At 71.4% G+C, this 21,430-nt stretch carries 21 protein-coding genes; all 21 read left to right on the top strand.

Translation table 11 applies throughout. The features are described from left to right. The first annotated feature begins 43 nt into the window (after nucleotides 1–43). The 21 genes from ligD (ACFQW6_RS01600) to smpB all read left to right on the top strand — a co-directional run bounded on the left by ligD (ACFQW6_RS01600) (nucleotide 44) and on the right by smpB (nucleotide 21,426). Entirely contained in the window at nucleotides 44–958 is a 915-nt protein-coding gene (ligD, locus tag ACFQW6_RS01600) for a non-homologous end-joining DNA ligase (protein WP_378541056.1), read from the top strand. Beyond that, nucleotides 955–1,662, top strand: coding sequence for a L,D-transpeptidase family protein (locus ACFQW6_RS01595; protein WP_378540457.1), 708 nt, complete (start codon nucleotides 955–957; stop codon nucleotides 1,660–1,662). Before ligD (ACFQW6_RS01600) ends, ACFQW6_RS01595 begins: the two co-directional genes overlap by 4 nt. Continuing rightward, nucleotides 1,659–2,561, top strand: coding sequence for a non-homologous end-joining DNA ligase (ligD, locus tag ACFQW6_RS01590; RefSeq protein ID WP_378540455.1), 903 nt, complete (start codon nucleotides 1,659–1,661; stop codon nucleotides 2,559–2,561). The genes ACFQW6_RS01595 and ligD (ACFQW6_RS01590) overlap by 4 nt, the downstream gene beginning before the upstream one ends. An 80-nt stretch (nucleotides 2,562–2,641) precedes the next feature. Further along, nucleotides 2,642–3,334: a response regulator transcription factor gene (locus ACFQW6_RS01585; protein WP_378540453.1), complete on the top strand. Its 693-nt coding sequence runs from the start codon at nucleotides 2,642–2,644 to the stop codon at nucleotides 3,332–3,334. Nucleotides 3,335–3,357: 23 nt separating this feature from the next. Next, nucleotides 3,358–4,548 carry an FAD-dependent oxidoreductase gene (locus ACFQW6_RS01580; protein ID WP_378540451.1) on the top strand — a complete coding sequence of 397 codons (1,191 nt, stop codon included), beginning with the start codon at nucleotides 3,358–3,360 and terminating at the stop codon, nucleotides 4,546–4,548. A gap of 95 nt (nucleotides 4,549–4,643) precedes the next feature. Continuing rightward, nucleotides 4,644–5,912 carry a CpaF family protein gene (locus ACFQW6_RS01575; protein WP_378540450.1) on the top strand — a complete coding sequence of 423 codons (1,269 nt, stop codon included), beginning with the start codon at nucleotides 4,644–4,646 and terminating at the stop codon, nucleotides 5,910–5,912. Further along, a complete protein-coding gene (locus ACFQW6_RS01570) occupies nucleotides 5,912–6,766 on the top strand; it encodes a type II secretion system F family protein (RefSeq protein WP_378540448.1) in 855 nt (284 codons plus the stop codon). The genes ACFQW6_RS01575 and ACFQW6_RS01570 overlap by 1 nt, the downstream gene beginning before the upstream one ends. Then, a complete protein-coding gene (locus ACFQW6_RS01565; RefSeq protein WP_378540446.1) occupies nucleotides 6,763–7,704 on the top strand; it encodes a type II secretion system F family protein in 942 nt (313 codons plus the stop codon). Before ACFQW6_RS01570 ends, ACFQW6_RS01565 begins: the two co-directional genes overlap by 4 nt. Nucleotides 7,705–7,739: 35 nt before the next feature. Next, entirely contained in the window at nucleotides 7,740–7,925 is a 186-nt protein-coding gene (locus ACFQW6_RS01560; protein ID WP_378540444.1) for a hypothetical protein, read from the top strand. 7 nt (nucleotides 7,926–7,932) lie between these two features. Then, nucleotides 7,933–8,328 carry a TadE/TadG family type IV pilus assembly protein gene (locus ACFQW6_RS01555; protein ID WP_378540442.1) on the top strand — a complete coding sequence of 132 codons (396 nt, stop codon included), beginning with the start codon at nucleotides 7,933–7,935 and terminating at the stop codon, nucleotides 8,326–8,328. Then, nucleotides 8,325–8,807, top strand: coding sequence for a hypothetical protein (locus tag ACFQW6_RS01550; protein WP_378540440.1), 483 nt, complete (start codon nucleotides 8,325–8,327; stop codon nucleotides 8,805–8,807). The genes ACFQW6_RS01555 and ACFQW6_RS01550 overlap by 4 nt, the downstream gene beginning before the upstream one ends. Next, nucleotides 8,804–9,247, top strand: coding sequence for a TadE/TadG family type IV pilus assembly protein (locus ACFQW6_RS01545; RefSeq protein ID WP_378540438.1), 444 nt, complete (start codon nucleotides 8,804–8,806; stop codon nucleotides 9,245–9,247). Before ACFQW6_RS01550 ends, ACFQW6_RS01545 begins: the two co-directional genes overlap by 4 nt. Before the next feature lie 246 nt (nucleotides 9,248–9,493). Further along, nucleotides 9,494–11,674 (top strand): glycogen debranching protein GlgX, encoded by a 2,181-nt coding sequence (gene glgX / locus ACFQW6_RS01540; protein WP_378540436.1) that lies wholly within the window; start codon nucleotides 9,494–9,496, stop codon nucleotides 11,672–11,674. Then, the gene (gene treY, locus ACFQW6_RS01535; protein WP_378540434.1) at nucleotides 11,671–13,971 is read left to right on the top strand and encodes a malto-oligosyltrehalose synthase; all 2,301 of its coding nucleotides are present in this window, start codon (nucleotides 11,671–11,673) and stop codon (nucleotides 13,969–13,971) included. The genes glgX and treY overlap by 4 nt, the downstream gene beginning before the upstream one ends. Nucleotides 13,972–13,983: 12 nt before the next feature. After that, entirely contained in the window at nucleotides 13,984–15,750 is a 1,767-nt protein-coding gene (gene treZ / locus ACFQW6_RS01530; protein WP_378540432.1) for a malto-oligosyltrehalose trehalohydrolase, read from the top strand. Between the two features lie 61 nt (nucleotides 15,751–15,811). After that, a complete protein-coding gene (locus ACFQW6_RS01525; protein WP_378540430.1) occupies nucleotides 15,812–16,594 on the top strand; it encodes a hypothetical protein in 783 nt (260 codons plus the stop codon). 122 nt (nucleotides 16,595–16,716) lie between these two features. Beyond that, nucleotides 16,717–17,832, top strand: coding sequence for a peptide chain release factor 2 (gene prfB, locus ACFQW6_RS01520; RefSeq protein ID WP_378540428.1), 1,116 nt, complete (start codon nucleotides 16,717–16,719; stop codon nucleotides 17,830–17,832). 48 nt (nucleotides 17,833–17,880) lie between these two features. Beyond that, complete coding sequence (gene ftsE, locus ACFQW6_RS01515) at nucleotides 17,881–18,570, top strand: cell division ATP-binding protein FtsE (RefSeq protein WP_378540426.1); 690 nt, start codon at nucleotides 17,881–17,883, stop codon at nucleotides 18,568–18,570. Nucleotides 18,571–18,628: 58 nt separating this feature from the next. Beyond that, entirely contained in the window at nucleotides 18,629–19,537 is a 909-nt protein-coding gene (gene ftsX / locus ACFQW6_RS01510; RefSeq protein ID WP_378540424.1) for a permease-like cell division protein FtsX, read from the top strand. Between the two features lie 145 nt (nucleotides 19,538–19,682). Beyond that, nucleotides 19,683–20,900: a peptidoglycan DD-metalloendopeptidase family protein gene (locus ACFQW6_RS01505; protein WP_378540422.1), complete on the top strand. Its 1,218-nt coding sequence runs from the start codon at nucleotides 19,683–19,685 to the stop codon at nucleotides 20,898–20,900. 46 nt (nucleotides 20,901–20,946) lie between these two features. Next, a complete protein-coding gene (gene smpB / locus ACFQW6_RS01500; RefSeq protein ID WP_378540420.1) occupies nucleotides 20,947–21,426 on the top strand; it encodes an SsrA-binding protein SmpB in 480 nt (159 codons plus the stop codon). Nucleotides 21,427–21,430 lie beyond the last annotated feature (4 nt).

The following is a 21,430-nucleotide window of genomic DNA, read 5'->3' as shown; positions in this document are numbered from 1 at the left end:
GCGGTTGCGGAGCGGCGGGTGCCAGACTGCTCGCGTGCGCCCGATGCTCGCCAGCAAGACCGACCGCGTCCCGACCGGCGCGCAGTGGCTGCACGAGGTCAAGTGGGACGGCGTGCGCGTGCTCGTCGACGTCCGCGACGGCGTCGTGCGCATGACCAGCCGCAACGACAACGACGTCACCCTCGCGTGGCCCGACCTCGCCGCGCCGCCGCTCGGCGACCGCGACCTGATGGTCGACGGCGAGGTGATCGCCCTGAACGAGCGCGGCGTCCCCGACTTCCGCGTGCTCCAGCACCGGATGCACGTCCGCAACGCCCGGGAGGTCGCCCGCCTCGTGACGTCCGTGCCGGCGACCCTCATGGTCTTCGACCTGCTCCGCCTCGACGGCGAGGACCTCACCGCCCGTCCGCTGGAGGAGCGGCGTGCGCTGCTCGAGGGGCTGGCGCTGGGCGACTCGAAGTGGCAGGTGCCGGCGGCGTACGACGACGGCGACATGCTGTTCGACGCCACCCTGCAGCAGGGTTTGGAGGGGGTCGTGAGCAAGCGTCGCGGCTCGCGCTACCGCTTCGACGCCCGCAGCGAGGACTGGCGCAAGCTCGCCCACCGCCACCGCGGGTCGTTCGTCGTCGGCGGCTGGCGCCCGCAGACGGGTACGACGGACCGGTTGGCGTCGCTGCTCGTCGGTGAACTGACCCCCGACGGCCTGCTCTACCGCGGCCGCGTCGGAAGCGGCATCGCCGGAGCGACCAGCACCCGACTCGGCGCCCTGATGGCACCGCTGGCGGCGGGGTCGTCGCCGTTCGCCGACGAGGTGCCCCGCATCGACGCCGCCGGCACGTTCTGGGTGGAGCCGCGCGTCGTGGTCGACATCGACACCCACGGCCTTGGCTACGACCGTCTCCGCCAGCCGTCGTTCCAGGGCGTCCGCGACGACCTCTCGCCCGAGGACCTCACATGACGCGGCTGCTGGTGGCGACGACGGCCACGCTCGTGGCGGGGCTGCTCGCGCCGACGAGCGCAGGAGCCGAGGTCCGGCGGGCCGACGTCGTCCGGCTCGACGGCGTACGCGTCGAGCTCCGCGCCGGCACGACGCAGGTCGTCACCGTCGACCACACTCGCGGCGTGCGCGCCCGCGTCTCGCTGTGGCGACTGACCGCGGGCGGGTGGGAGCGGCAGCTGACCACGACGGACGGCCGCACCGGCTACGGCGGCCTCGTCGACGGTGACCGACGGCGCCAGGGATCGGGGACGACGCCGCTCGGCACCTACGGACTGGTCTCCACGTTCGGCACCCACGCCGCCGACCGGCGCGCGTTGCTGCCGCACCACCGGATCCGCGAGGGGGACCACTGGGTGCAGGACAACGCCTCCGACTTCTACAACCAGCTGCGCAACCGGCGCGACGGCGGCTTCCGCTGGTGGCTGCCCACGTCCGACCCCGACTCCTCCGAGCGGCTGACCGACTACCCCCGGCAGTACGAGTGGTCCATCGTCACCGACTTCAACGTCGAGCAGGTGCGCCACCGCGGCTCCGGGATCTTCCTCCACGTCAACGGGCGCGGGGCGACCGCGGGCTGCGTGAGCGCCCCGCGACGGTTCATCCGCTCGCTGGTGCGGCTCCTCGACCCTGCCCGTGTGCCGGTGATCGGGGTCGGCCGATGAGCGAGCTGCAGGTCGATGTCGACGGGCGCACCCTCACCATCAGCAACCTCGACAAGGTGCTCTACCCGCGCACGGGCACGACCAAGGGCGAGGTGCTCAACTACTACGCGCAGGTCTCGCCGGCCCTGCTCCCGCACCTGCAGGACCGTGCGGTCACCCGGATCCGCTGGCCGCACGGGGTGGAGGGGTCGAGCTTCTTCGAGAAGAACGCGCCGGGCGGCACGCCGTCGTGGGTGCGTACGCACGAGGTGTCGACCACCGGCTCGCGCTCCGGCAAGGGCGAGGGCACGATCCGCTTCCCGATCTGCGACGACCTCGCCACCCTCACCTGGCTGGCCAACCTCGCCTCGCTCGAGCTGCACGTCCACCAGTGGACCGTCGACGCGAAGGGCAGGCCCCGCAACCCCAACCGTCTCGTCATCGACCTCGACCCCGGCGAGCCGGCCGGGCTGCACGAGTGCGCACGGGTGGCGCTGATGGTGCGCGACGCGCTGGCCGAGCGCGACCTCGGCTGCACCCCGGTGCTCAGCGGCAGCAAGGGCCTCCACCTGTACGCCCCGCTGCCGGACGGCCGCGGCAGCCTGGACAGCGACGGCACGACGGCGCTCGCCAAGGAGGTCGCCGAGGAGCTCATGAAGGAGCACCCCGACCTGGTGACCAGCGTGATGACGAAGGCCAAGCGGCCGGGGAAGGTGTTCCTCGACTGGTCGCAGAACTCCGGCTCCAAGACCACGATCTCGCCGTACTCGCTGCGCGGGCGCGAGCGTCCTACCGCCGCCGCGCCGCTGACGTGGGACGAGGTCGAGGAGGGTGCCGACGACGACCTGGCGCTCGAGCAGCTCACGATGGACCAGGTGCTGGAGCGGGTGGCTCGGCTGGGTGACGTCTTCGAGGCCTGACACCTCCGTGCGGGTGAGCCGTGCAGGCGACCCTCCGATTCGCCCCATGAGGGTCGGGACCTGCATCTATGCTCATCGCCATGGCTCACGACGTGCTGGTGGTTGAGGACGAGGAGGACATCGCCGTCCCCCTCATGCGCACCCTCGAGCGCGAGGGCTACGAGGTCAACCGCGTGTCCGTGGGCGCCGAGGCCGTCTCGTTCGCCGTGGGCGAGGGTCCTGCGGTCGTGATCCTCGACCTCGGCCTCCCCGACATGGACGGCATCGACGTGTGCCGCCAGATGCGAGCGGGCGGCTACCTCGGCGGCATCATCATGGTGACCGCCCGCGCCGGAGAGCTGGACCGCGTGGTCGGCCTCGACGTCGGCGCCGACGACTACCTCGCCAAGCCGTTCGGCCTCGCCGAGCTCCTCGCCCGCGTGCGCGCGCTCCTGCGCCGCAGCGGCAGCACCCCGGCCCCTGACGACACCACCGTGACCACCTCCTCGGGCCTCAAGATCGACGCCGCCTCGCGCCGGGTGCACCTCGGCGACCGCGAGATCGCGCTGACCGCCAAGGAGTTCGACGTCCTCGCCGTCCTGGCCAACAGCCACGACAAGGTCGTGCCGCGCGAGACGCTGATGAACGAGGTCTGGGACCAGAACTGGTACGGCTCCACCAAGACCCTCGACGTCACCATCGGCCGCCTCCGCAGCAAGCTCGAGGCAGCCGCGGCGGGCGAGAAGGTCGTCGCGATCCGCGGCGTCGGCTTCCGGCTCGAGACCGGCACCTGAGGTCCGACGGCTAGTTTGGAGGGGTGCCCGACACCCCGCAGCACCATGACGTCCTGATCGTCGGTGGCGGCAACGCCGGCACCTCCCTCGCAGCGCGCCTGCTGCGTGCCGGCGCGCCCGACGTCGCGGTCATCGAGTCGCGCCCGGTGCACCGCTACCGCCCCCTGCTGAGCTACGTCGGCGGCGGCGAGGCCACCATGTCGTCCCTCTCGCGCCCGGCCGACCGCGTGGTGCCGGACGGGTGCACGACGCTGCGCGACGAGGTCGTCTCGGTCGACCCCTCCGCGATGTCCGTCGACACCCTGTCCGGGCGACGCTTCACCTGCACCACCCTGGTCGTGTGCCCCGGACTCGACGAGGACTGGGATGCCATCCCCGGGCTGCGGGAGGCGTACGACGCCGGGTGGGCCGCGTCGACCTTCGACGACGACGCCGCCGCGCGCGTGTGGCCCTCGATGCGCGGGTTGCAGTCCGGGCGGGTGGTCTTCACCGTGCCGCCCGAGCCGGCGCCGTGCGGCGCGACGGCGCTCAAGCCGCTCTTCATGGCCTGCGACCACTGGCGCCGCGCCGGTGTGCTGGACGACATCGACGTGGACCTGGTGATCCCCGGCGCCTCGCCGCTCGGGCTCGACGGCCCGGACGCGCGGATCGAGGAGGCGCTGGCGTCGTACGACGTCCGCGTCCACCGCGAGGCGACCGTCTCCCGGCTCGACGGCCGCGGCGTCACCCTCAGCACTCCGGCGGGGGAGGAGGTGGTCGACAACCTCGCGTTCGCCCACGTCGTGCCGCACTACCGCGCGCCGGGCTGGGTGGTGGACGCCGGCCTCGCCGGCGAGCACCCGGCCGGCCTGGTCGACGTCGACCCGCTGACGATGCGCCACCGCCGCTTCTCCGACGTGTGGTCGCTCGGCGACGTCGCCGACCTGCGGACCCGGCCGTCCGGAGGAGCCCTGCGCAAGCAGGTCGCCGTCCTGGCACCCAACATCCTCGCCGCGCGCCTCGGGCGCCCGCTCGGCCACTACGACGGCTACACCGTCATGCCGATCACGACCGCCCGCCACCGGCTGATGCTCGTCGAGGTCGACCGCGAGGGCCGGCCGCAGCCGACGGTGCCCGGGGTCGACCTGACGAAGCCGCGGGCGGTCACGTGGTGGGTGGACCGCTACGCGCTGCCGCAGGTCTACTGGCGGCGGATCCTGCGCGGCCGCGTCTGACGAGTTCTCCACAACCTTTGCCCTGGGTCTGTTTTCCTGCGCTCCGCGCTGGGTAGCGTGACGGTGCACAATCTCGGGGAAGCAGGTGCCGCACGATGGCCGTTGATCGCGTCACGCGACCGCACGCCGACGACCTCGTCGAGCGACTCGACCTGCAGGTGCGCGAGCGTGTCCGGCGCGAGGGCGTCGACCCGCAGCGCGAGGCCCTCGTCGTACGCCGCATCGCCGAGGACGTCGTCCGCGACCACGACGACCTCAGCCTCACCGGAGCGGTCGCGCCGGTCGCCGACGACAGCGCGATGGTGGGTGAGCTCGTCGCCCGCGTGTCGGGGTTCGGCCCGCTGCAGCCCTTCCTCGACGACCCGGAGGTCGAGGAGGTCTGGATCAACGACCCGACCCGGGTCTTCATCGCCCGCCGCGGGCGCCACGAGCTGACCAACCTCCGGCTCGACGCCGCACAGGTCAACGAGCTCGTCGAGCGGATGCTGAAGTCCAGCGGGCGCCGCCTCGACATCTCGACCCCGTTCGTCGACGCGATGCTCCCCGAGGGACACCGCCTCCACGTCGTGCTCGAAGGCATCACCCGCGGTTTCACCGCGGTCAACATCCGGAAGTTCCTGCTGCGCGCGCACCGGTTGTCCGACCTCGTGGCCCTGGGCAGCCTGACGCCCCAGGCGGCGCGCTTCCTGGAGGCGTCGGTGCGCGCGGGCCTCAACGTCCTCGTCGCGGGCGGCACCCAGGCCGGCAAGACCACCATGCTCAACTGCCTCGCGGCCGCGGTGCCCGGGGGTGAACGGGTGGTGAGCGCGGAGGAGGTCTTCGAGCTCCGTTTCTCCCACCCCGACTGGGTCGCGATGCAGACCCGGCAGGCCGGGTTGGAGCAGACCGGCGAGATCGTGCTCCGCGACCTCGTGAAGGAGGCGCTCCGGATGCGCCCGAGCCGGATCCTCGTCGGCGAGGTCCGCGCGGCCGAGTGCCTCGACCTGCTGCTCGCCCTCAACTCCGGCCTGCCGGGCATGTGCACCCTCCACGCCAACAGCGCCCGCGAGGCGCTGGTCAAGATGTGCACCCTGCCGCTGCTGGCCGGCGACAACATCTCGGCGCGCTTCGTGGTGCCGACGGTCGCCACCAGCGTCGACCTCGTCGTCCACCTCGGCCTCGGCGCCGACGGCGTACGCCGCGTCAACGAGATCGTGTCCGTGCCGGGGCGGGTGGAGGCCGACGTCATCGAGGTCGAGCCGATCTTCGTCCGGCACGGTGCCGAGCTGCGGCGCACCGGGGGAGTGCCCGCGCGAGTCGAGCGCTACGAACGGGTCGGCATCGACGTCCACCAGCTGCTCGCCTCCGAGGAGGTCGCTCGCTGATGGGCGCGCTCGTCGGGTTGGGGGTGGGCATCGGCCTGCTGCTGATCTGGTCCGCCTTCGCCCTGCCGCGCCGGCCGCGGTCCACGTCACCGACCCCGACGGCACTGGGCCGCCTCCTCGGCCGGGCCGGCCTGGCGGACGTCACGCCCGCGAGCGTGCTGTCGCTGTGCGCCGTCCTCTTCGCCGTGGCCTTCGCGCTCGTGCAGGCCGTGTCCCGGACCGTCCCGGTGGCGGTCGTGTTCGCTGCCATGGCCGCCTACCTCCCGATCGCCGTCCTCCGTCAGCGCGCTGCCCGCCGGCTGCGCGACTTCGCCGAGGTGTGGCCCGAGGCGGTCGACAACCTCGCGAGCGCCGTGCGCGCCGGGCTCTCCCTCCCCGACGCCGTCGCCGCGCTCGGCACCAACGGACCCGAGGCGCTGCGCGCCGACTTCGCCCAGTTCGCCCTCGACTACCAGGTCACCGGCCGGTTCGGTGAGTGCCTGGACCGGCTCAAGGACCGGCTCGCCGACCCCGTCGGCGACCGGGTGATCGAAGGGCTGCGGCTGGCGCGCGAGGTCGGCGGCGGCGATCTCGGCCGCCTGCTGCGCAACCTGTCCGGCTTCCTGCGCGACGACGCCCGCACGCGCTCCGAGCTGGAGTCACGGCAGGCGTGGACCGTCAACGGTGCCCGGCTCGCCGTCGCCGCACCGTGGATCGTCCTGCTGCTGATGTCCTTCCAGACGACGGCGATCCGGCAGTACGCCTCGCCGGGTGGCGTCCTCGTGCTGGGCATCGGCTTCGGCGTCTGCGTGCTCGCCTACTGGGCGATGATGCGCATCGGCCGGCTGCCGACCGAGAAGCGGATCCTGTCGTGAGCACCACGGTGTGGGGCGCCCTCCTCGGTGGCGTGGCCGGCCTGGGTCTGCTCCTCGTCGGCCTGCGGATGGCGGTGTTGCGCCGTCCGCAGCTGTCGGTCCGCGTGCTGCCCTACCTGCGCGACGTGCCGCGTCTCGACGAGGGCGCGCTGCTGCGGCCACTGACGCCCGCGCCCACCTCCGCCGTCGCGGGGATCTTCGGCCCACCGCTGCGCCGCGCCGCCGACCTGGTCGAGCGGGTGCTCGGTGGCACCGCGTCCGTACGCCGTCGGCTCCAGCGCGCCGGCCTCGACCGCACGGTCCAGGACTTCCGGATCGAGCAGGTCGTCTGGGGCCTGGTGGGCTTCGGGGCCGCCGCCGCGGTCGTCCTGCTGCGCGCGCTCGGTGGCGTCGGGAGCGTCGGCACGGGCGCGGTGTTCTGCGTGATCGGTTTCGTGTGCGGCGTCTTCCTCCGCGACAACCGGCTCAGCACCCAGGTCAGGAACCGCGAGCGACAGGTGCTCGTCGAATTCCCGACGGTCGCCGAGCTGCTGGCGCTGTCGGTCGCCGCCGGCGAGAGCCCGGTGTCGGCGCTCGACCGCGTCGTCCGCCGCAGCCACGGCGCGCTCTCCGACGACCTCGCGCAGGTGCTCGCCCGGATCCGCACGGGCGAGCCCGTCGGCGCCGCCTTCGAGTCACTCGCCCGCTCCACCGGGCTGCCGATCGTGGCTCGGTTCGCCACCGGCATCACCGTGGCGATGGAGCGCGGCACCCCGCTCGCCGACGTCCTCCACGCCCAGGCCGCTGACGTACGAGAAGCAGGCCGGCGCCTGCTCATCGAGACCGCCGCCCGCAAGGAGATCGCGATGATGGCGCCCGTCGTGTTCTTCGTGCTGCCCGTGACGATCCTGTTCGCCTTCTACCCCGGGGTGCTGGGCCTGCGGCTCACCACGCCATGACGCTCCCCTTGATGCCTCCAACGAAAGGACACGCCATGCATCCGTCCGTCTCGGGACTTCTCCTCCAGCTCGCGACACGACACCGCGACGACCGTGGCGACGTGCCCGGCTGGGTGATGGTCACGCTGATGACCGCCATCGTCGTCGCCGCCCTGACGCCGTTCGTCAGCGACGAGCTGCGCGCGCTGCTGGCGAGCGCCTTCGCGATGGTCAGCGGCTAGGCCGGAGGTGTCTCGCCGCGCCCGCACCAGCGAGCGCGGGGCTGCGGTCGTCGACTTCGTCCTCGTCCTGCTCGTCCTCCTGCCGCTGGTCATCGGGATCTTGCAGCTCGCGCTGGTGCTCCACGTGCGCAACACCCTCGCCTCCGCTGCAGCGGAGGGCGCCCGCCACGCAGCGGTCGCCGGCTCGTCCGCCCCCGCCGGCAGGGCCAAGGTGCAGGAGCTGGTCAGCGGTGCCCTCTCCGCCGACTTCGTCCGCTCGGTCACCGTCCGCCCGGCCCTCGTCGGGGGCGCCCCGGGCTACGAGGCGGTCGTGACCGCCGACGTCGGCCTGCTCGGGTTCGGAGGCGCAGGCGTGCCCGTCCGGGTCTCGGGCCACGCCATCGCCGAGGTGGCGCCACCGTGACCCGCTCGAGACCGTCCGGACGGCGCGACGAGCAGGGCTCCGCCCTCGTCGAGCTCAGCTGGCTCGCGATCATCCTGCTGGTCCCGCTGATCTGGATCGTGATCTCGGTCTTCGAGGTGCAGCAGGGGGCGTTCGCCACCAGCGCCGCTGCGCGCGCTGCGGGCCGGGCGTACGCCTTGGCTCCGGACGACGCCACGGGAGCGGCCCGCGCCGAGGCCGTCGTACGACATGTGCTGGCCGACCAGGGCACCCCCGGCCAGCGTGCCCGGGTGAGGGTCACGTGCGACGCTCCCGCGGGCAACTGCCACGTCGGCACGTCGGTCATCACCGTCCGCGTCGACTCCGGCGTGGAGCTGCCGTTCTTCCCGGCGATCCTCGGCAAGGGCGCCGCCGTCTTCTCGCTCGACGCGACGCACACGGTGCCGATCGGGCAGTACGTCGAGAGCGGGTCCGACGACGGCGAGGGCCCCGGTCGATGAGGCGCCGCGACGAGCAGGGCCAGGTCACGCTGCTGATCATCGGCTTCGCGAGCATCCTGCTGATGGCCATCGTGGTCGTCATCGACGCGTCGGCCGCCTACCTCCAGCGGCAGGGCCTCGACAACCTCGCCGACGGTGCGGCGCTCTACGGCGCCGACCTCGGGTCCGCCGGCATCTACGAGCAGGGCCTCGACGGAGAGCGCCTCACCCAGCAGGAGGCTGCGGTCGAGGCCGCGGTGCGCGACTACCTCGCTCGCGCCGACGCCGGCTCGAAGTACCCCGGCATCGACGTCGGCGTGCGCGTCGACCCGGTCGGTCGCTCGGTCACGGTCCGCTTGAGCGCGCCGCTCGACCTGCCGCTCACCATCCCCGGCTCGCCGAGCAACCCGACAGTCGGCGCGAGCAGCACGGCCGCCGTGACCGTGGTGCCCGGTGACTGAGGTCGCGGAGGAGGTGCCGGAGGTCCCCCCGTGGCGGCACCCGGGTGACGGTCGGTTGACTGCCCGCAAGCGCCTGCGTCATACGAAGGCGCACCCACAGGTACGGATCCGTATGACGCAGCGGGCGAAGCCCGACAAGGTCCGCCGCTGACGTAGCGGGCGGTGCCGGTGACCGGCGTCACCGCCCCCACCCCATCGAATGGTCCGTTACGGGGCCGGCGGCGTGTCGCCGGTAGTTTCTTCCGCATGACCGAGACTTGGCCCGGCACTGCCTACCCCCTGGGTGCCACCTTCGACGGCACCGGCACGAACTTCGCGCTGTTCAGCGAGGTCGCCGAGCGCGTCGAGCTGTGCCTGTTCGACCCCGACCCCGACAACCCCGGCTCGTTCACCGAGACGCGGCTCGAGGTCACCGAGGTCGACGCCTACGTCTGGCACTGCTACATCCCGACCGTGCAGCCCGGCCAGCGCTACGGCTACCGCGTCCACGGCCCGTGGGACCCGGACAAGGGCCTGCGCTGCAACCCGAACAAGCTGCTCCTCGACCCCTACGCGAAGGCCACGGCCGGCGAGATCGACTGGGACCAGTCGCTCTTCGGCTACAACTTCGGCGACGAGGACTCCCGCAACGACGACGACTCCGCGGCGCACATGACCCACGGCGTGGTCATCAACCCGTTCTTCGACTGGGAGGGCGACCGCCGCCTCTCCATCCCCTACAACGAGTCCTTCATCTACGAGGCGCACGTCAAGGGCCTGACCCAGCTGCACCCCGACGTGCCCGAGGAGCAGCGCGGGACGTACGCCGGCCTGGCGCACCCGTCGGTCACCGCCCACCTGAAGAAGCTGGGCGTCACGGCGATCGAGCTGATGCCGGTGCACCAGTTCGTGCAGGACTCGACCCTGCTCGACCAGGGCCTGCGCAACTACTGGGGCTACAACACCCTGGCCTTCCTCGCTCCGCACGCCGACTACGCCTCGAGCCAGCAGGGCCAGCAGGTCCAGGAGTTCAAGGCGATGGTCAAGGCGATGCACGCCGCGGGCATCGAGGTCATCCTCGACGTCGTCTACAACCACACGGCCGAGGGCAACCACCTCGGCCCGACGCTGAGCTTCAAGGGCATCGACAACGCGGCCTACTACCGCCTCGTCGAGGACGACCAGCGCTACTACATGGACTACACCGGCACCGGCAACACCCTCAACGTGCGCCACCCGCACTCGGTGCAGCTGATCATGGACTCGCTGCGCTACTGGGTCACCGAGATGCACGTCGACGGCTTTCGCTTCGACCTGGCCGCAAGCCTGGCGCGGGAGTTCTACGACGTCGACAAGCTCTCCACCTTCTTCGAGATGGTGCAGCAGGACCCGGTCGTCAGCCAGGTCAAGCTCATCGCCGAGCCGTGGGACATCGGCCCCGGCGGCTACCAGGTCGGCGGCTTCCCGCCCCAGTGGACCGAGTGGAACGGCGCCTACCGCGACACGGTCCGCGACTTCTGGCGCGGCGAGCCGTCGCTCGGCGACTTCGCCTCCCGGCTGTCCGGGTCCTCCGACCTCTACGAGCACTCCGGTCGCCGGCCGTTCGCCAGCATCAACTTCGTCACCGCCCACGACGGCTTCACGCTGCGTGACCTCGTCTCCTACAACGAGAAGCACAACGAGGCCAACGGCGAGGACAACAAGGACGGCGAGAGCCACAACCGCTCGTGGAACCACGGCGTCGAGGGACCGACCGACGACCCCGAGGTCCTCCAGGCTCGGGCTCGCGAGCAGCGCAACTTCATCGCCACGCTGCTGCTCAGCCAGGGCGTGCCGATGCTGCTGCACGGCGACGAGCTCAGCCGCACCCAGGGCGGCAACAACAACACGTACGCGCAGGACAGCGAGATCAGCTGGGTGCACTGGGACGACGCCGACCGGCCGCTCATCGAGTTCACCGCGGCGGTGGCCAAGCTGCGCGCCGACCACCCGACCTTCCACCGCAAGCGGTTCTTCACCGGCAGCACGGTGCGCACCGGCGACGGCGAGCGCCTCAACGACATCGTCTGGCTCGACCTCGACGGCGAGCCGATGGAGGACGGCGACTGGGAGGGTGGCAAGGCGATCGGGATGTACCTCAACGGCAACGGCATCGCCGGCAAGGACGTCCGCGGCGCCACCATCACCGATGACCACTTCCTGCTCTACTTCAACGCTGACGGCCCGGCGCAGGTGACGCTGCCGACGGAGGAGTACGCCGCCGCCTGGGACGTCGTGATCGACACCAGCGGCAACCCGGACGCCGATCCGACCCTCCCGGCAGGGGCGACGTTCGACCTCGACACGCACAGCCTCGTCGTGCTCCGCGAGCACTCCGAGCCAGAGGTCAGCCCCGACCACTCGGTCGCGGCATCACTTGCGGCCCGGTCGGGTACGGACGCCCCGTGACCGAGACGCCTGCCCGGCCCGAGCGACGTACGCCGCACAGCACCTATCGCCTGCAGGTCAGCCCCGACTTCACCTTGTACGACGCCGCGCAGGTGCTGCCCTACCTGCACGACCTCGGCGTGGACTGGGTCTACCTCTCGCCGCTGCTGGCCTCCGAGCCCGGCAGCACCCACGGCTACGACGTCGTCGCCTTTGACCACGTCGACCCCGAGCGGGGCGGCGAGGAGGGGCTGGCGGCGCTGTCGGCCGAGGCGCGCCGCCTCGGGCTGGGCGTGCTGGTCGACATCGTGCCCAACCACGTCGGCGTCGCCACGCCGTCGGAGGACCCGTGGTGGTGGGACGTCCTCAAGCTGGGCCGCGAGTCCGAGCACGCCTCGGCCTTCGACGTCGACTGGGCGGCCGGTGACGGCCGCATCGTGATCCCGGTCGTCGGTGACGACGACGAGGGCGCGATCCGGATCGTGAAGGGGGAGGTGCGCTACCACGACCAGCGATTCCCTCTCGCTCCCGGCACCTCGACGCTCGAGGAGCAGCACTACGAGCTGGTCAACTGGCGCGCGGCCGATGAGGACCTCAACTACCGCCGCTTCTTCGCCGTCAACACCCTCGCTGCCGTGCGGGTCGAGGACCCCGAGGTCTTCGCCGAGACGCACGTCGAGGTCAAGCGGTGGTTCGACGAGGGCCTCGTCGACGGGCTGCGCGTCGACCACCCCGACGGCCTGCGCGACCCCAAGCGCTACCTCGACGACCTGGCCGCCCTCACCGGCGGCGCCTACGTGCTCGTCGAGAAGATCCTCGAGCCGGGCGAGCGCCTGCCCGCCGAATGGGCCACCGACGGCACCACGGGCTACGACGCGCTCGCGCTCATCGACCGGCTGCTCACCGATCCCGCCGGCGAGGCGCCGCTGACCGCGCTGGAGGACCGGCTCCGCGGCACGACCGTGGACTGGGAGCAGATGGTCCACGACAACAAGCGCGCCGTCGCCGACGGCATCCTCCACTCCGAGGTCCTGCGGATCACGCGCGAGGTCGAGCGCGTGCTGGCATCGAAGGGGGAGAGCGCCGACGAGGACGCCGTCGCCGACACGATCGGCGAGCTGCTCGCCTGCTTCCCGGTCTACCGCTCCTACCTGCCCGAGGGCCGCGACCACCTCGACCAGGCCTTCGCCGCCGCGCGGAAGCAGCGCCCCGACCTCGCGACGACGTACGACGTCCTCGAGCCCCTGCTCCACGACGAGTGGAGCCAGCCGGCCCGACGCTTCCAGCAGACCTCCGGCATGGTGATGGCGAAGGGCGTCGAGGACTGCTCGTTCTACCGCTGGTCGCGGCTGACCTCGCTCAACGAGGTCGGCGGCGACCCGTCGGTCTTCGCGATCGGCGTCGGAGAGTGGCACGAGGCGATGGCCGCGCGCCAGCGCGACTGGCCCGAGGCGATGGTCACCCTCTCCACGCACGACACCAAGCGCGGCGAGGACGTCCGCGCCCGGATCACGGTGCTCGCCGAGGAGCCCGGCCACTGGGAGCGTGCGCTCGACGAGCTGCTCCGCCTCGCTCCCGTCCCCGACGAGGGCTTCGGCTCGCTGCTGTGGCAGGCCGTGCTCGGCGCCTGGACGCCCGACCACCTGCCCGACCTCCGCGACCGGTTGCACGGCTACGCCGAGAAGGCGATGCGCGAGGCCGGCGACCGGACGACGTGGACCGAGCCCGACGAGGCGTACGAGGATAAGGTGCACGCCGCGGTCGACGCGGTCTTCGACTCCGACGAGGTGCGCGCGGTGCTGGTCGACCTCGCCACCCGCATCGACGAGCCCGCCCAGGCCAACTCGCTCGCGGCCAAGCTGCTCGCGATCACGATGCCGGGCGTGCCCGACGTCTACCAGGGCAGTGAGCTCTGGGAGACCTCGCTCGTCGACCCCGACAACCGGCGCCCCGTCGACTTCGACCACCGGGCCGCGGTGCTCGCCGGCACTGCCGAGGACGACGCGGCGAGCAAGCTGCACGTCACCTGCACCGCCCTGACCCTGCGGCGTGAGCGGCCGGAGCTGTTCACCGGCTACACGCCGGTCACCGCGTCCGGGTCCGCCGCGGCCCATGCGGTCGCCTTCGACCGCGGGGGCGCGATCACCGTCGCCACCCGCCTCCCCGTGGGGCTGGCCGCGGCCGGCGGCTGGGGCGACACCGCCCTCGACCTTCCCGAGGGTCGGTGGCACGACGTGCTCACCGGCCTCGACACCGACGGCCGGCTCGCGGCCCTGCTCGCGGTCCACCCCGTCGCCCTGCTGGTGAAGAAGGACTGAGGAAGGACCGACATGACCACGCCCTCTCGGGGACCTTTCGACGTCTGGGCGCCGCGCCCGCAGCGCGTACGGCTGGTCGTCGACGGCGACGGCGGCGGCGTGCTGGAGATGCAGCGCGGCGAAGACGGCTGGTGGACCCCGGCCGAACCGCTGCCCGCGGCGGTCGACCACCTGGACTACGGCTACCTCCTCGACGACGACCCCGCCCCGCGCCCCGACCCGCGCTCGCGCCGGCAGCCCGGCGGCGTGCACGAGCTGTCGCGGTGGGAGCGCACGACGTACGAGTGGGGCGACGCCGGCTGGACCGGGCGCCAGCTGCCGGGCTCGGTCATCTACGAGCTGCACATCGGCACCTTCACCCCGGCCGGCACCCTGGACTCCGCCGTCGAGCGGCTCGACCACCTCGTCGACCTCGGCGTCGACCTCGTCGAGCTGCTGCCGGTCAACGCCTTCAACGGCACCCACAACTGGGGCTACGACGGCGTCGGCTGGTTCGCCGTCCACGAGCAGTACGGCGGCCCGGACGCCTACCGCCGGTTCGTCGACGCCTGCCACGCGAAGGGCCTCGGGGTGGTGCAGGACGTCGTGCACAACCACCTCGGCCCGTCGGGCAACTACCTCCCGCTGTTCGGTCCCTACCTGAAGGCCGGACGCAACACCTGGGGTGATCTGGTCAACCTCGACGGCGAGGACGCGGCGGAGGTGCGCCGCTACATCCTCGACAACGTCCGGATGTGGTTCGAGGACTACCACGTCGACGCGCTGCGGCTCGACGCCGTGCACGCGCTGCAGGACACCTCGCAGGTCCACCTGCTCGAGGAGATGGCGGTCGAGACCGCCGCGCTGTCGGCCCACCTGCGCCGCCCGCTGACCCTGATCGCCGAGTCCGACCTCAACGACACGCTCCTCGTACGCCCACGCGAGGCCGGCGGCTACGGCCTCGACGCGCAGTGGAGCGACGACTTCCACCACGCCGTGCACGTCGCGTTGAGCGGCGAGACCACCGGCTACTACGCCGACTTCGAGCCGCTCGAGGCGCTGGCCAAGGTGTGCGAGAAGGGGTTCTTCCACGACGGGACGTTCTCGTCGTTCCGCGAGCGCGACCACGGCGCGCCCGTCGACACCGCGCACATGCCGACCTGGCGGCTCGTGGTGGCCAACCAGAACCACGACCAGATCGGCAACCGCGCCCGCGGCGACCGGCTCGCCGAGCACCTCGACGACGACCAGCTCGCCTGCGCCGCGCTGCTGACGCTCGCCGGGCCGTTCACCCCGATGCTGTTCATGGGGGAGGAGTGGGCGGCCTCGACGCCGTTCGCGTTCTTCACCTCCCACCTGGAGCCCGAGCTCGGGAAGGCGACCGCGGACGGCCGGATCGCCGAGTTCGAGAAGATGGGCTGGGACCCCGACGAGGTCCTCGACCCGCAGGATCCCGAGACGTTCCGCCGCTCGAAGCTGGACTGGGACGAGCTGTCCGGAGGTCGCCACGCGGTGGTGCTGGGGTGCTACCACAGACTCGGCCGGCTGCGCCGCGAGCTGCCCCAGCTGACAGACCCGGCCTTCGGCTCGGTCTCGTGCACCGTCGAGGGCCGGCTGTTCACGATGCGCCGCGATGACCTGCTCGTCGTCGTCAACACCGGCGACACGGCCGCGACGACCGAGGTGGGGGAGCGCGAGGTGCTCTTCGAGACCCCGGCCGGCGTCGACGTACGCGACGGGGCGCTGTCGGTGCCGGCGCACGCCGGAGCTCTTCTTGGACCGGTCACAACTTTCTCCTGACCGGCAGCGTCTCCCTCGTTGAACGGCCCGTTCCCGGGCCCCACACCGACGGGGAAGAACCATGAACCGCATCACCGCACTGGCCGCCACCGTGGCGCTCGCCGCCGGCTCGCTGGCGCTCGCCACGCCGACGCAGGCTGCGCCTGCGAAGGCCCAGGCCTACAAGGTCACCGCCAAGGCCAACATCGAGGTCGCCGTCGCCAAGGAGGACACCGTCAAGGTCAAGGGCCGCGTGACGCCCAAGGCCGCCGGCGAGAAGGTCGTCCTGCAGCAGCGCGTGGGCAACAAGAAGTCGTGGAAGTCCACGGGCAACGCCAAGATCAAGAAGAACGGCACCTACGTCCTGAAGGACAAGCCCTCGACCCAGGGCCCGCGCGAGTACCGCGTCCTCAAGCCGGCCTCGAAGGGCCTGAGCAAGGGCTACAGCAAGGCCCTGGCCGTCGAGGTCTACAAGTGGGAGAAGCTGGTCTACCGGCTCAGCGGCCCGCGCGTGAACGTCGAGCCCACCGGCGTGCTGATCGGCGCCGAGTACTACGGCCAGAGCCTGGCGACCACGACCTCGGGGACCCCGTCGTCCGTGGAGTACACGCTCGGTCGCAAGTGCACCGACCTGCGGGCGACGTACGCCCTCACCGACAGCTCCGCCACCGGCTCCAGCGGTGCCGTGACCGTCAGCGCCGACGGCGCCGTGCTGACCACCCACTCGCTGTCCGTCGGCACGGTCGTCGCCGACCAGGTCCTCGACGTGTCGGACGTCTTCCGGCTCAAGATCGACCTCGCCACCTCCGCCACGCCGGCCGCCGTCGCCGCCGTCGCGACGCCCGAGGTGCTCTGCACGCGCTGACGCGCACCCGATCCGCAGCGGCGGGCACGACCGGAATCACAGGCCGGGAGTGCTCGCCGCTGCTGCTCGTCCCACCTGCTGCTTTCGACACCCTTCCCGCGCGAGCCGTACTGTTGCTCCTTGTGGCAGGCATCGACTTCGACGTAGAGATCAAGCAGCTCCGGGCGACCATGAAGACCGTCGGTCAGGTCCTCAACCTCGACCGCATGCGCGGGGAGATCGCCGACCTGGGCGAGCAGGTCGCGGTCCCCGACCTGTGGGACGACGTCGCGAGCGCCACCCGCATCACCGGTCGCCTCTCCGCCCTCCAGGGCGAGATGGACCGCTTCACCGGCCTCGAGAACCGGATCGAGGACCTCGCCCTCATGGTCGAGATGGGCCAGGAGGAGGGCGACGCGGACACGCTCGCAGACTCCGAGGCCGAGCTCGGTCGCATCAAGAAGTCCGTCGAGTCGCTCGAGATCCGCACCCTGCTGTCGGGGGAGTACGACGAGCGCGAGGCGATCGTGACGATCCGCTCGGGCGCCGGTGGCGTGGACGCCGCCGACTTCGCCGAGATGCTCATGCGGATGTACACGCGCTGGGCCGAGCAGCACAAGTACGGCGTCGAGGTCTACGACGTCTCCTACGCCGAGGAGGCGGGCATCAAGTCCGCCGAGTTCGCCATCCACGCCCCCTACGCCTACGGCACGCTCTCGGTCGAGGCCGGCACCCACCGCCTCGTGCGGATCAGCCCCTTCGACAACCAGGGCCGCCGGCAGACCTCCTTCGCCGCGGTCGAGGTCGTGCCGATGATGGAGCAGACCGACGAGATCGAGGTCGACGAGAACGAGATCCGCACCGACGTCTTCCGCTCCGGTGGTCCCGGCGGCCAGTCGGTCAACACCACCGACTCCGCCGTCCGGCTCACCCACATCCCGACCGGCATCGTCGTGTCCTGCCAGAACGAGAAGTCGCAGCTGCAGAACAAGGCGTCCGCGATGGTCGTCCTCAAGGCCAAGCTGCTCGCCAAGAAGAAGGCCGAGGAGGCCGCGCTCAAGAAGGACCTCAAGGGCGACGTCGCCGCGAGCTGGGGCGACCAGATGCGCAACTACGTCCTCAACCCCTACCAGATCGTCAAGGACCTGCGGACCGGCCACGAGTCCGGCAACCCGAGCGCGGTCTTCGACGGCGACCTCGACGACTTCATGGAGGCCGGCATCCGCTGGCGCCGGGGAGCGGAGAAGGTCGACGCCTGAGGCCCCGGATTCGTCGATCGCGTCCACCCCTCACGTAGCCTCGACGCCGTGATTCGCTTCGAGAAGGTGACCAAGAGCTATCCCGGCCACCCGCACCCCGCCCTCGACAACGTCACGGTCGACGTCGAGAAGGGGGAGTTCGTCTTCCTCGTGGGCTCCTCGGGGTCGGGCAAGTCGACCTTCCTGCGCCTGGTGCTCCGCGAGTACCGCCCGACCAGCGGTCGCGTCTACGTGGCGGGCAAGGAGATCAACCGGCTCGCCGGCTGGAAGGTGCCGCGGCTGCGGCGCGACATCGGCACGGTGTTCCAGGACTTCCGGCTCCTGCCCAACAAGACCGTGACGGAGAACGTCGCGTTCGCGCTCCAGGTGATCGGCAAGTCCCGCAAGGAGATCAAGGACGTCGTCCCCGAGACCCTCGAGCTGGTCGGCCTGAGCGGCAAGGGCGACCGGATGCCCGACGAGCTCTCCGGTGGCGAGCAGCAGCGCGTCGCCGTGGCGCGCGCGTTCGTCAACCGGCCGATGATCCTCATCGCCGACGAGCCCACCGGAAACCTCGACCCCACGACCTCGGTCGGGATCATGAAGCTCCTCGACCGGATCAACCGCACCGGCACCACGGTCGTGATGGCCACCCACGACGCCGGCATCGTCGACCAGATGCGCAAGCGCGTCATCGAGCTCGACAACGGGCACGTCGTGCGCGACCAGGCGCAGGGCGTCTACGGCCACCAGAACTGACGCCGAGCCTCGGCCCTGACCTGATCCGCCTCCCCGAACGAATCGAGACCCCCACTCCATGCAGCTGCGCTACGTCTACTCCGAGCTCGGCCAGGGCCTGCGACGCAACCTGACGATGCACCTGGCGGTGATCCTCACCCTGGTCGTCTCGCTGACGCTGGTGGGCATCGGCCTGCTGTTCCAGCAGCAGGCCACGCGCGCGGCCGAGCACTTCGGCAACCAGCTCCAGATCACCGTCTACCTGTGCCGGCTCAACGACTCCAACCCGGTCTGCCCCAACCCGGTGACCGAGGCGCAGAAGGCTGAGATCGAGGCCGTGGTCGAGGCCAACCCGGAGGTGGCGAGCCATCGCTTCGAGTCCGGCGAGGTGGCGCTCGAGAAGGCGAAGGAGCTCTACGGTGAGGAGCTGTTCTCCGGCGACAACCCCGCGCTGACCGCCGAGGACATGCCGCAGACGATCTGGATCACGCTCGAGGACCCGGAGCAGTACGAGGGCATCAGCAGCGCGGTCCAGGGCCTCGACGGCGTCTCGCGGGTGCGCGACCTGCGCGAGCAGGTCGGACCGATCCTCGCGACCATCACCAAGATGCGGACGTACGCCCTGGGCACGGCCGCCCTGCTGGTGCTCGCGGCCCTGCTGCTCGTCGCCAACACGATCCGCCTCGCCGCCTTCGCGCGACGCAAGGAGATCGGCATCATGCGGCTGGTGGGTGCCTCCACGCTCTACATCGCGCTGCCGTTCCTCCTCGAGGCACTGGTCACCGCGCTGATCAGCGTCGCCCTCGCCGTCGGGGCGCTGGCGGCGTTCCTGCGCTTCGCGATCGGCGACCTCCAGCAGAACCTGAGGTTCGTGCCGTGGATCGGCTGGAACGAGTTCTGGGTGGCCGCCGGGGCCGTCGCGATCCTCGGTCCGGTGCTGACCTTGCTCCCGACACTCGTGTTGACGCGCAAATACCTCAAAGTCTGACCGCCGGAGGTTAGCGTCTAGGCGTCCCGCCCGGCTCGGCGTCGGGAGGACACCCTTCCCCGCTTCCCCGACGCAAAGGCTTCCCCCGGTGCGCACCTTCCCCCGTGCCGCTCATCGCCCTGTGGCTGCAGCTCTCGTTGCCGTCATGGCGCTGGGCGTGTCCGCTGCTCATGCCGATGACCTCAAGGACAAGAAGAGCAAGGTCGAGCGCGAGCTCAAGGGCGCGCACCAGGACCTCGACGAGTCCAGTGCCCAGCTGCGCAAGGCGGCGGCCCGCCTCGCCGCGGCCCAGGAGCAGCTCGCCGTCGCGAAGACCCGGCTCGCCACGGCACGCGGCAAGGTGGAGGTCGCCACCGAGCGCGACGAGCAGATGCAGGCCGAGCTGGTGGCCGCGGAGGCCCAGCTCGCCGCCGCCGAGGCCGCCCTCGCGCAGGGCCAGGTCGACCGCGACGTCCAGCGGGAGAAGGTCGCCCGCACCGTCACCGACATGTACGCCGAGGGCGACCCCGAGCTGATCGCCTTCTCCTCCCTCCTCGACGCCGAGTCCACCGAGGAGCTCACCCGGCGCGAGGGCGTCCGCGACGTCGTCATCGGCCAGGAGGCGCGCGAGTACGACGAGCTCAAGGCCGCGGAGGTGCTCCTCGAGGTGCGGGAGGACCAGGTCGCCGAGGCCCGCGACGCCGTGGCCGTCAAGCGCGAGGCCGCAGCCGAGCACCTCGAGCTGATGCAGTCCCTCGAGGCCGAGGAGCAGGCGGCCAAGGACTCCGTCGTCTCGCTCGTGATCGAGCGCCGCGACGCCCGAGCGGGGGCCAGCGAGGCACGCGCCAAGGACCTCTCCAAGCTGAGGAAGCTCGAGAAGGAGCAGCAGCAGATCGAGGAGATGCTGCGCAAGCGAGCCCTCGCCGCCCTCCGTCGCCAGCGCGCGCAGGCGCGTGCCAACGCCCGGTCGCAGGCAGCCACCCCGAGCCCCGGCCTGCTCGCCTCTCCGGTCGAGGGCTACGTCACCTCGCCGTTCGGCTTCCGGACCCACCCGATCTACCACTACTGGGGCCTGCACGACGGCGTGGACTTCGGTGGCGGCTGCGGCACGCCGCTGCGCGCCGCGGCGCCCGGCACGGTCGTGTCGTCCTACTTCAGCGGCGTCTACGGCAACCGCCTGGTGATCGACCACGGCGTGCTCGGCGGCAAGGGCGTCGCCACGATCTACAACCACGCCAGCGGCTACAACGTCGGCGTCGGCGACCAGGTCCAGGAGGGCCAGGTCATCGGCTTCGAGGGCAGCACCGGTTGGTCCACCGGGTGCCACCTCCACTTCACCGTCATGGCCAACGGCCAGGCAGTGGACCCGATGAACTGGCTCTGATCGCGTCACGAACATCGGATTGGACACGCTCTGGGACAATGGACCCATGGCGAAGGAGCAGGGCCAGAAGATGGTCGCGCAGAACAAGAAGGCCCGCCACGACTACCACATCGAGGACACCTGGGAGGCCGGGCTCGTCCTCATGGGGACCGAGGTGAAGTCGCTGCGCCAGGGCCGCGCGTCGCTGGTCGACGGCTTCGCCGAGATCGACAACGGCGAGGCGTGGCTGCTGGGTGTGCACATCCCGGAGTACAGCCAGGGCACGTGGACCAACCACTCCGCCCGCCGCCGCCGCAAGCTGCTCCTCAACCGGTCCGAGATCGACAAGATCGAGCGCAAGATCACCGACAAGGGCTACACGATCGTGCCGCTCGCGCTCTACTTCAAGGACGGCCGCGCCAAGGTCGAGATCGCCCTCGCCAAGGGCAAGAAGTCCTACGACAAGCGCCACACGCTCGCCGAGCGCACGGCCAATCGGGAGAAGGTCGACGCGGTCCAGCGGCGGCTCAAGGGCCACCGGGACTGAGGCG

The sequence above is a fragment of the Nocardioides sp. GCM10028917 genome, from assembly GCF_042666175.1.
GTDB lineage: Bacteria > Actinomycetota > Actinomycetes > Propionibacteriales > Nocardioidaceae > Nocardioides.
This window is presented reverse-complemented; position numbering and strand designations above follow the sequence as displayed.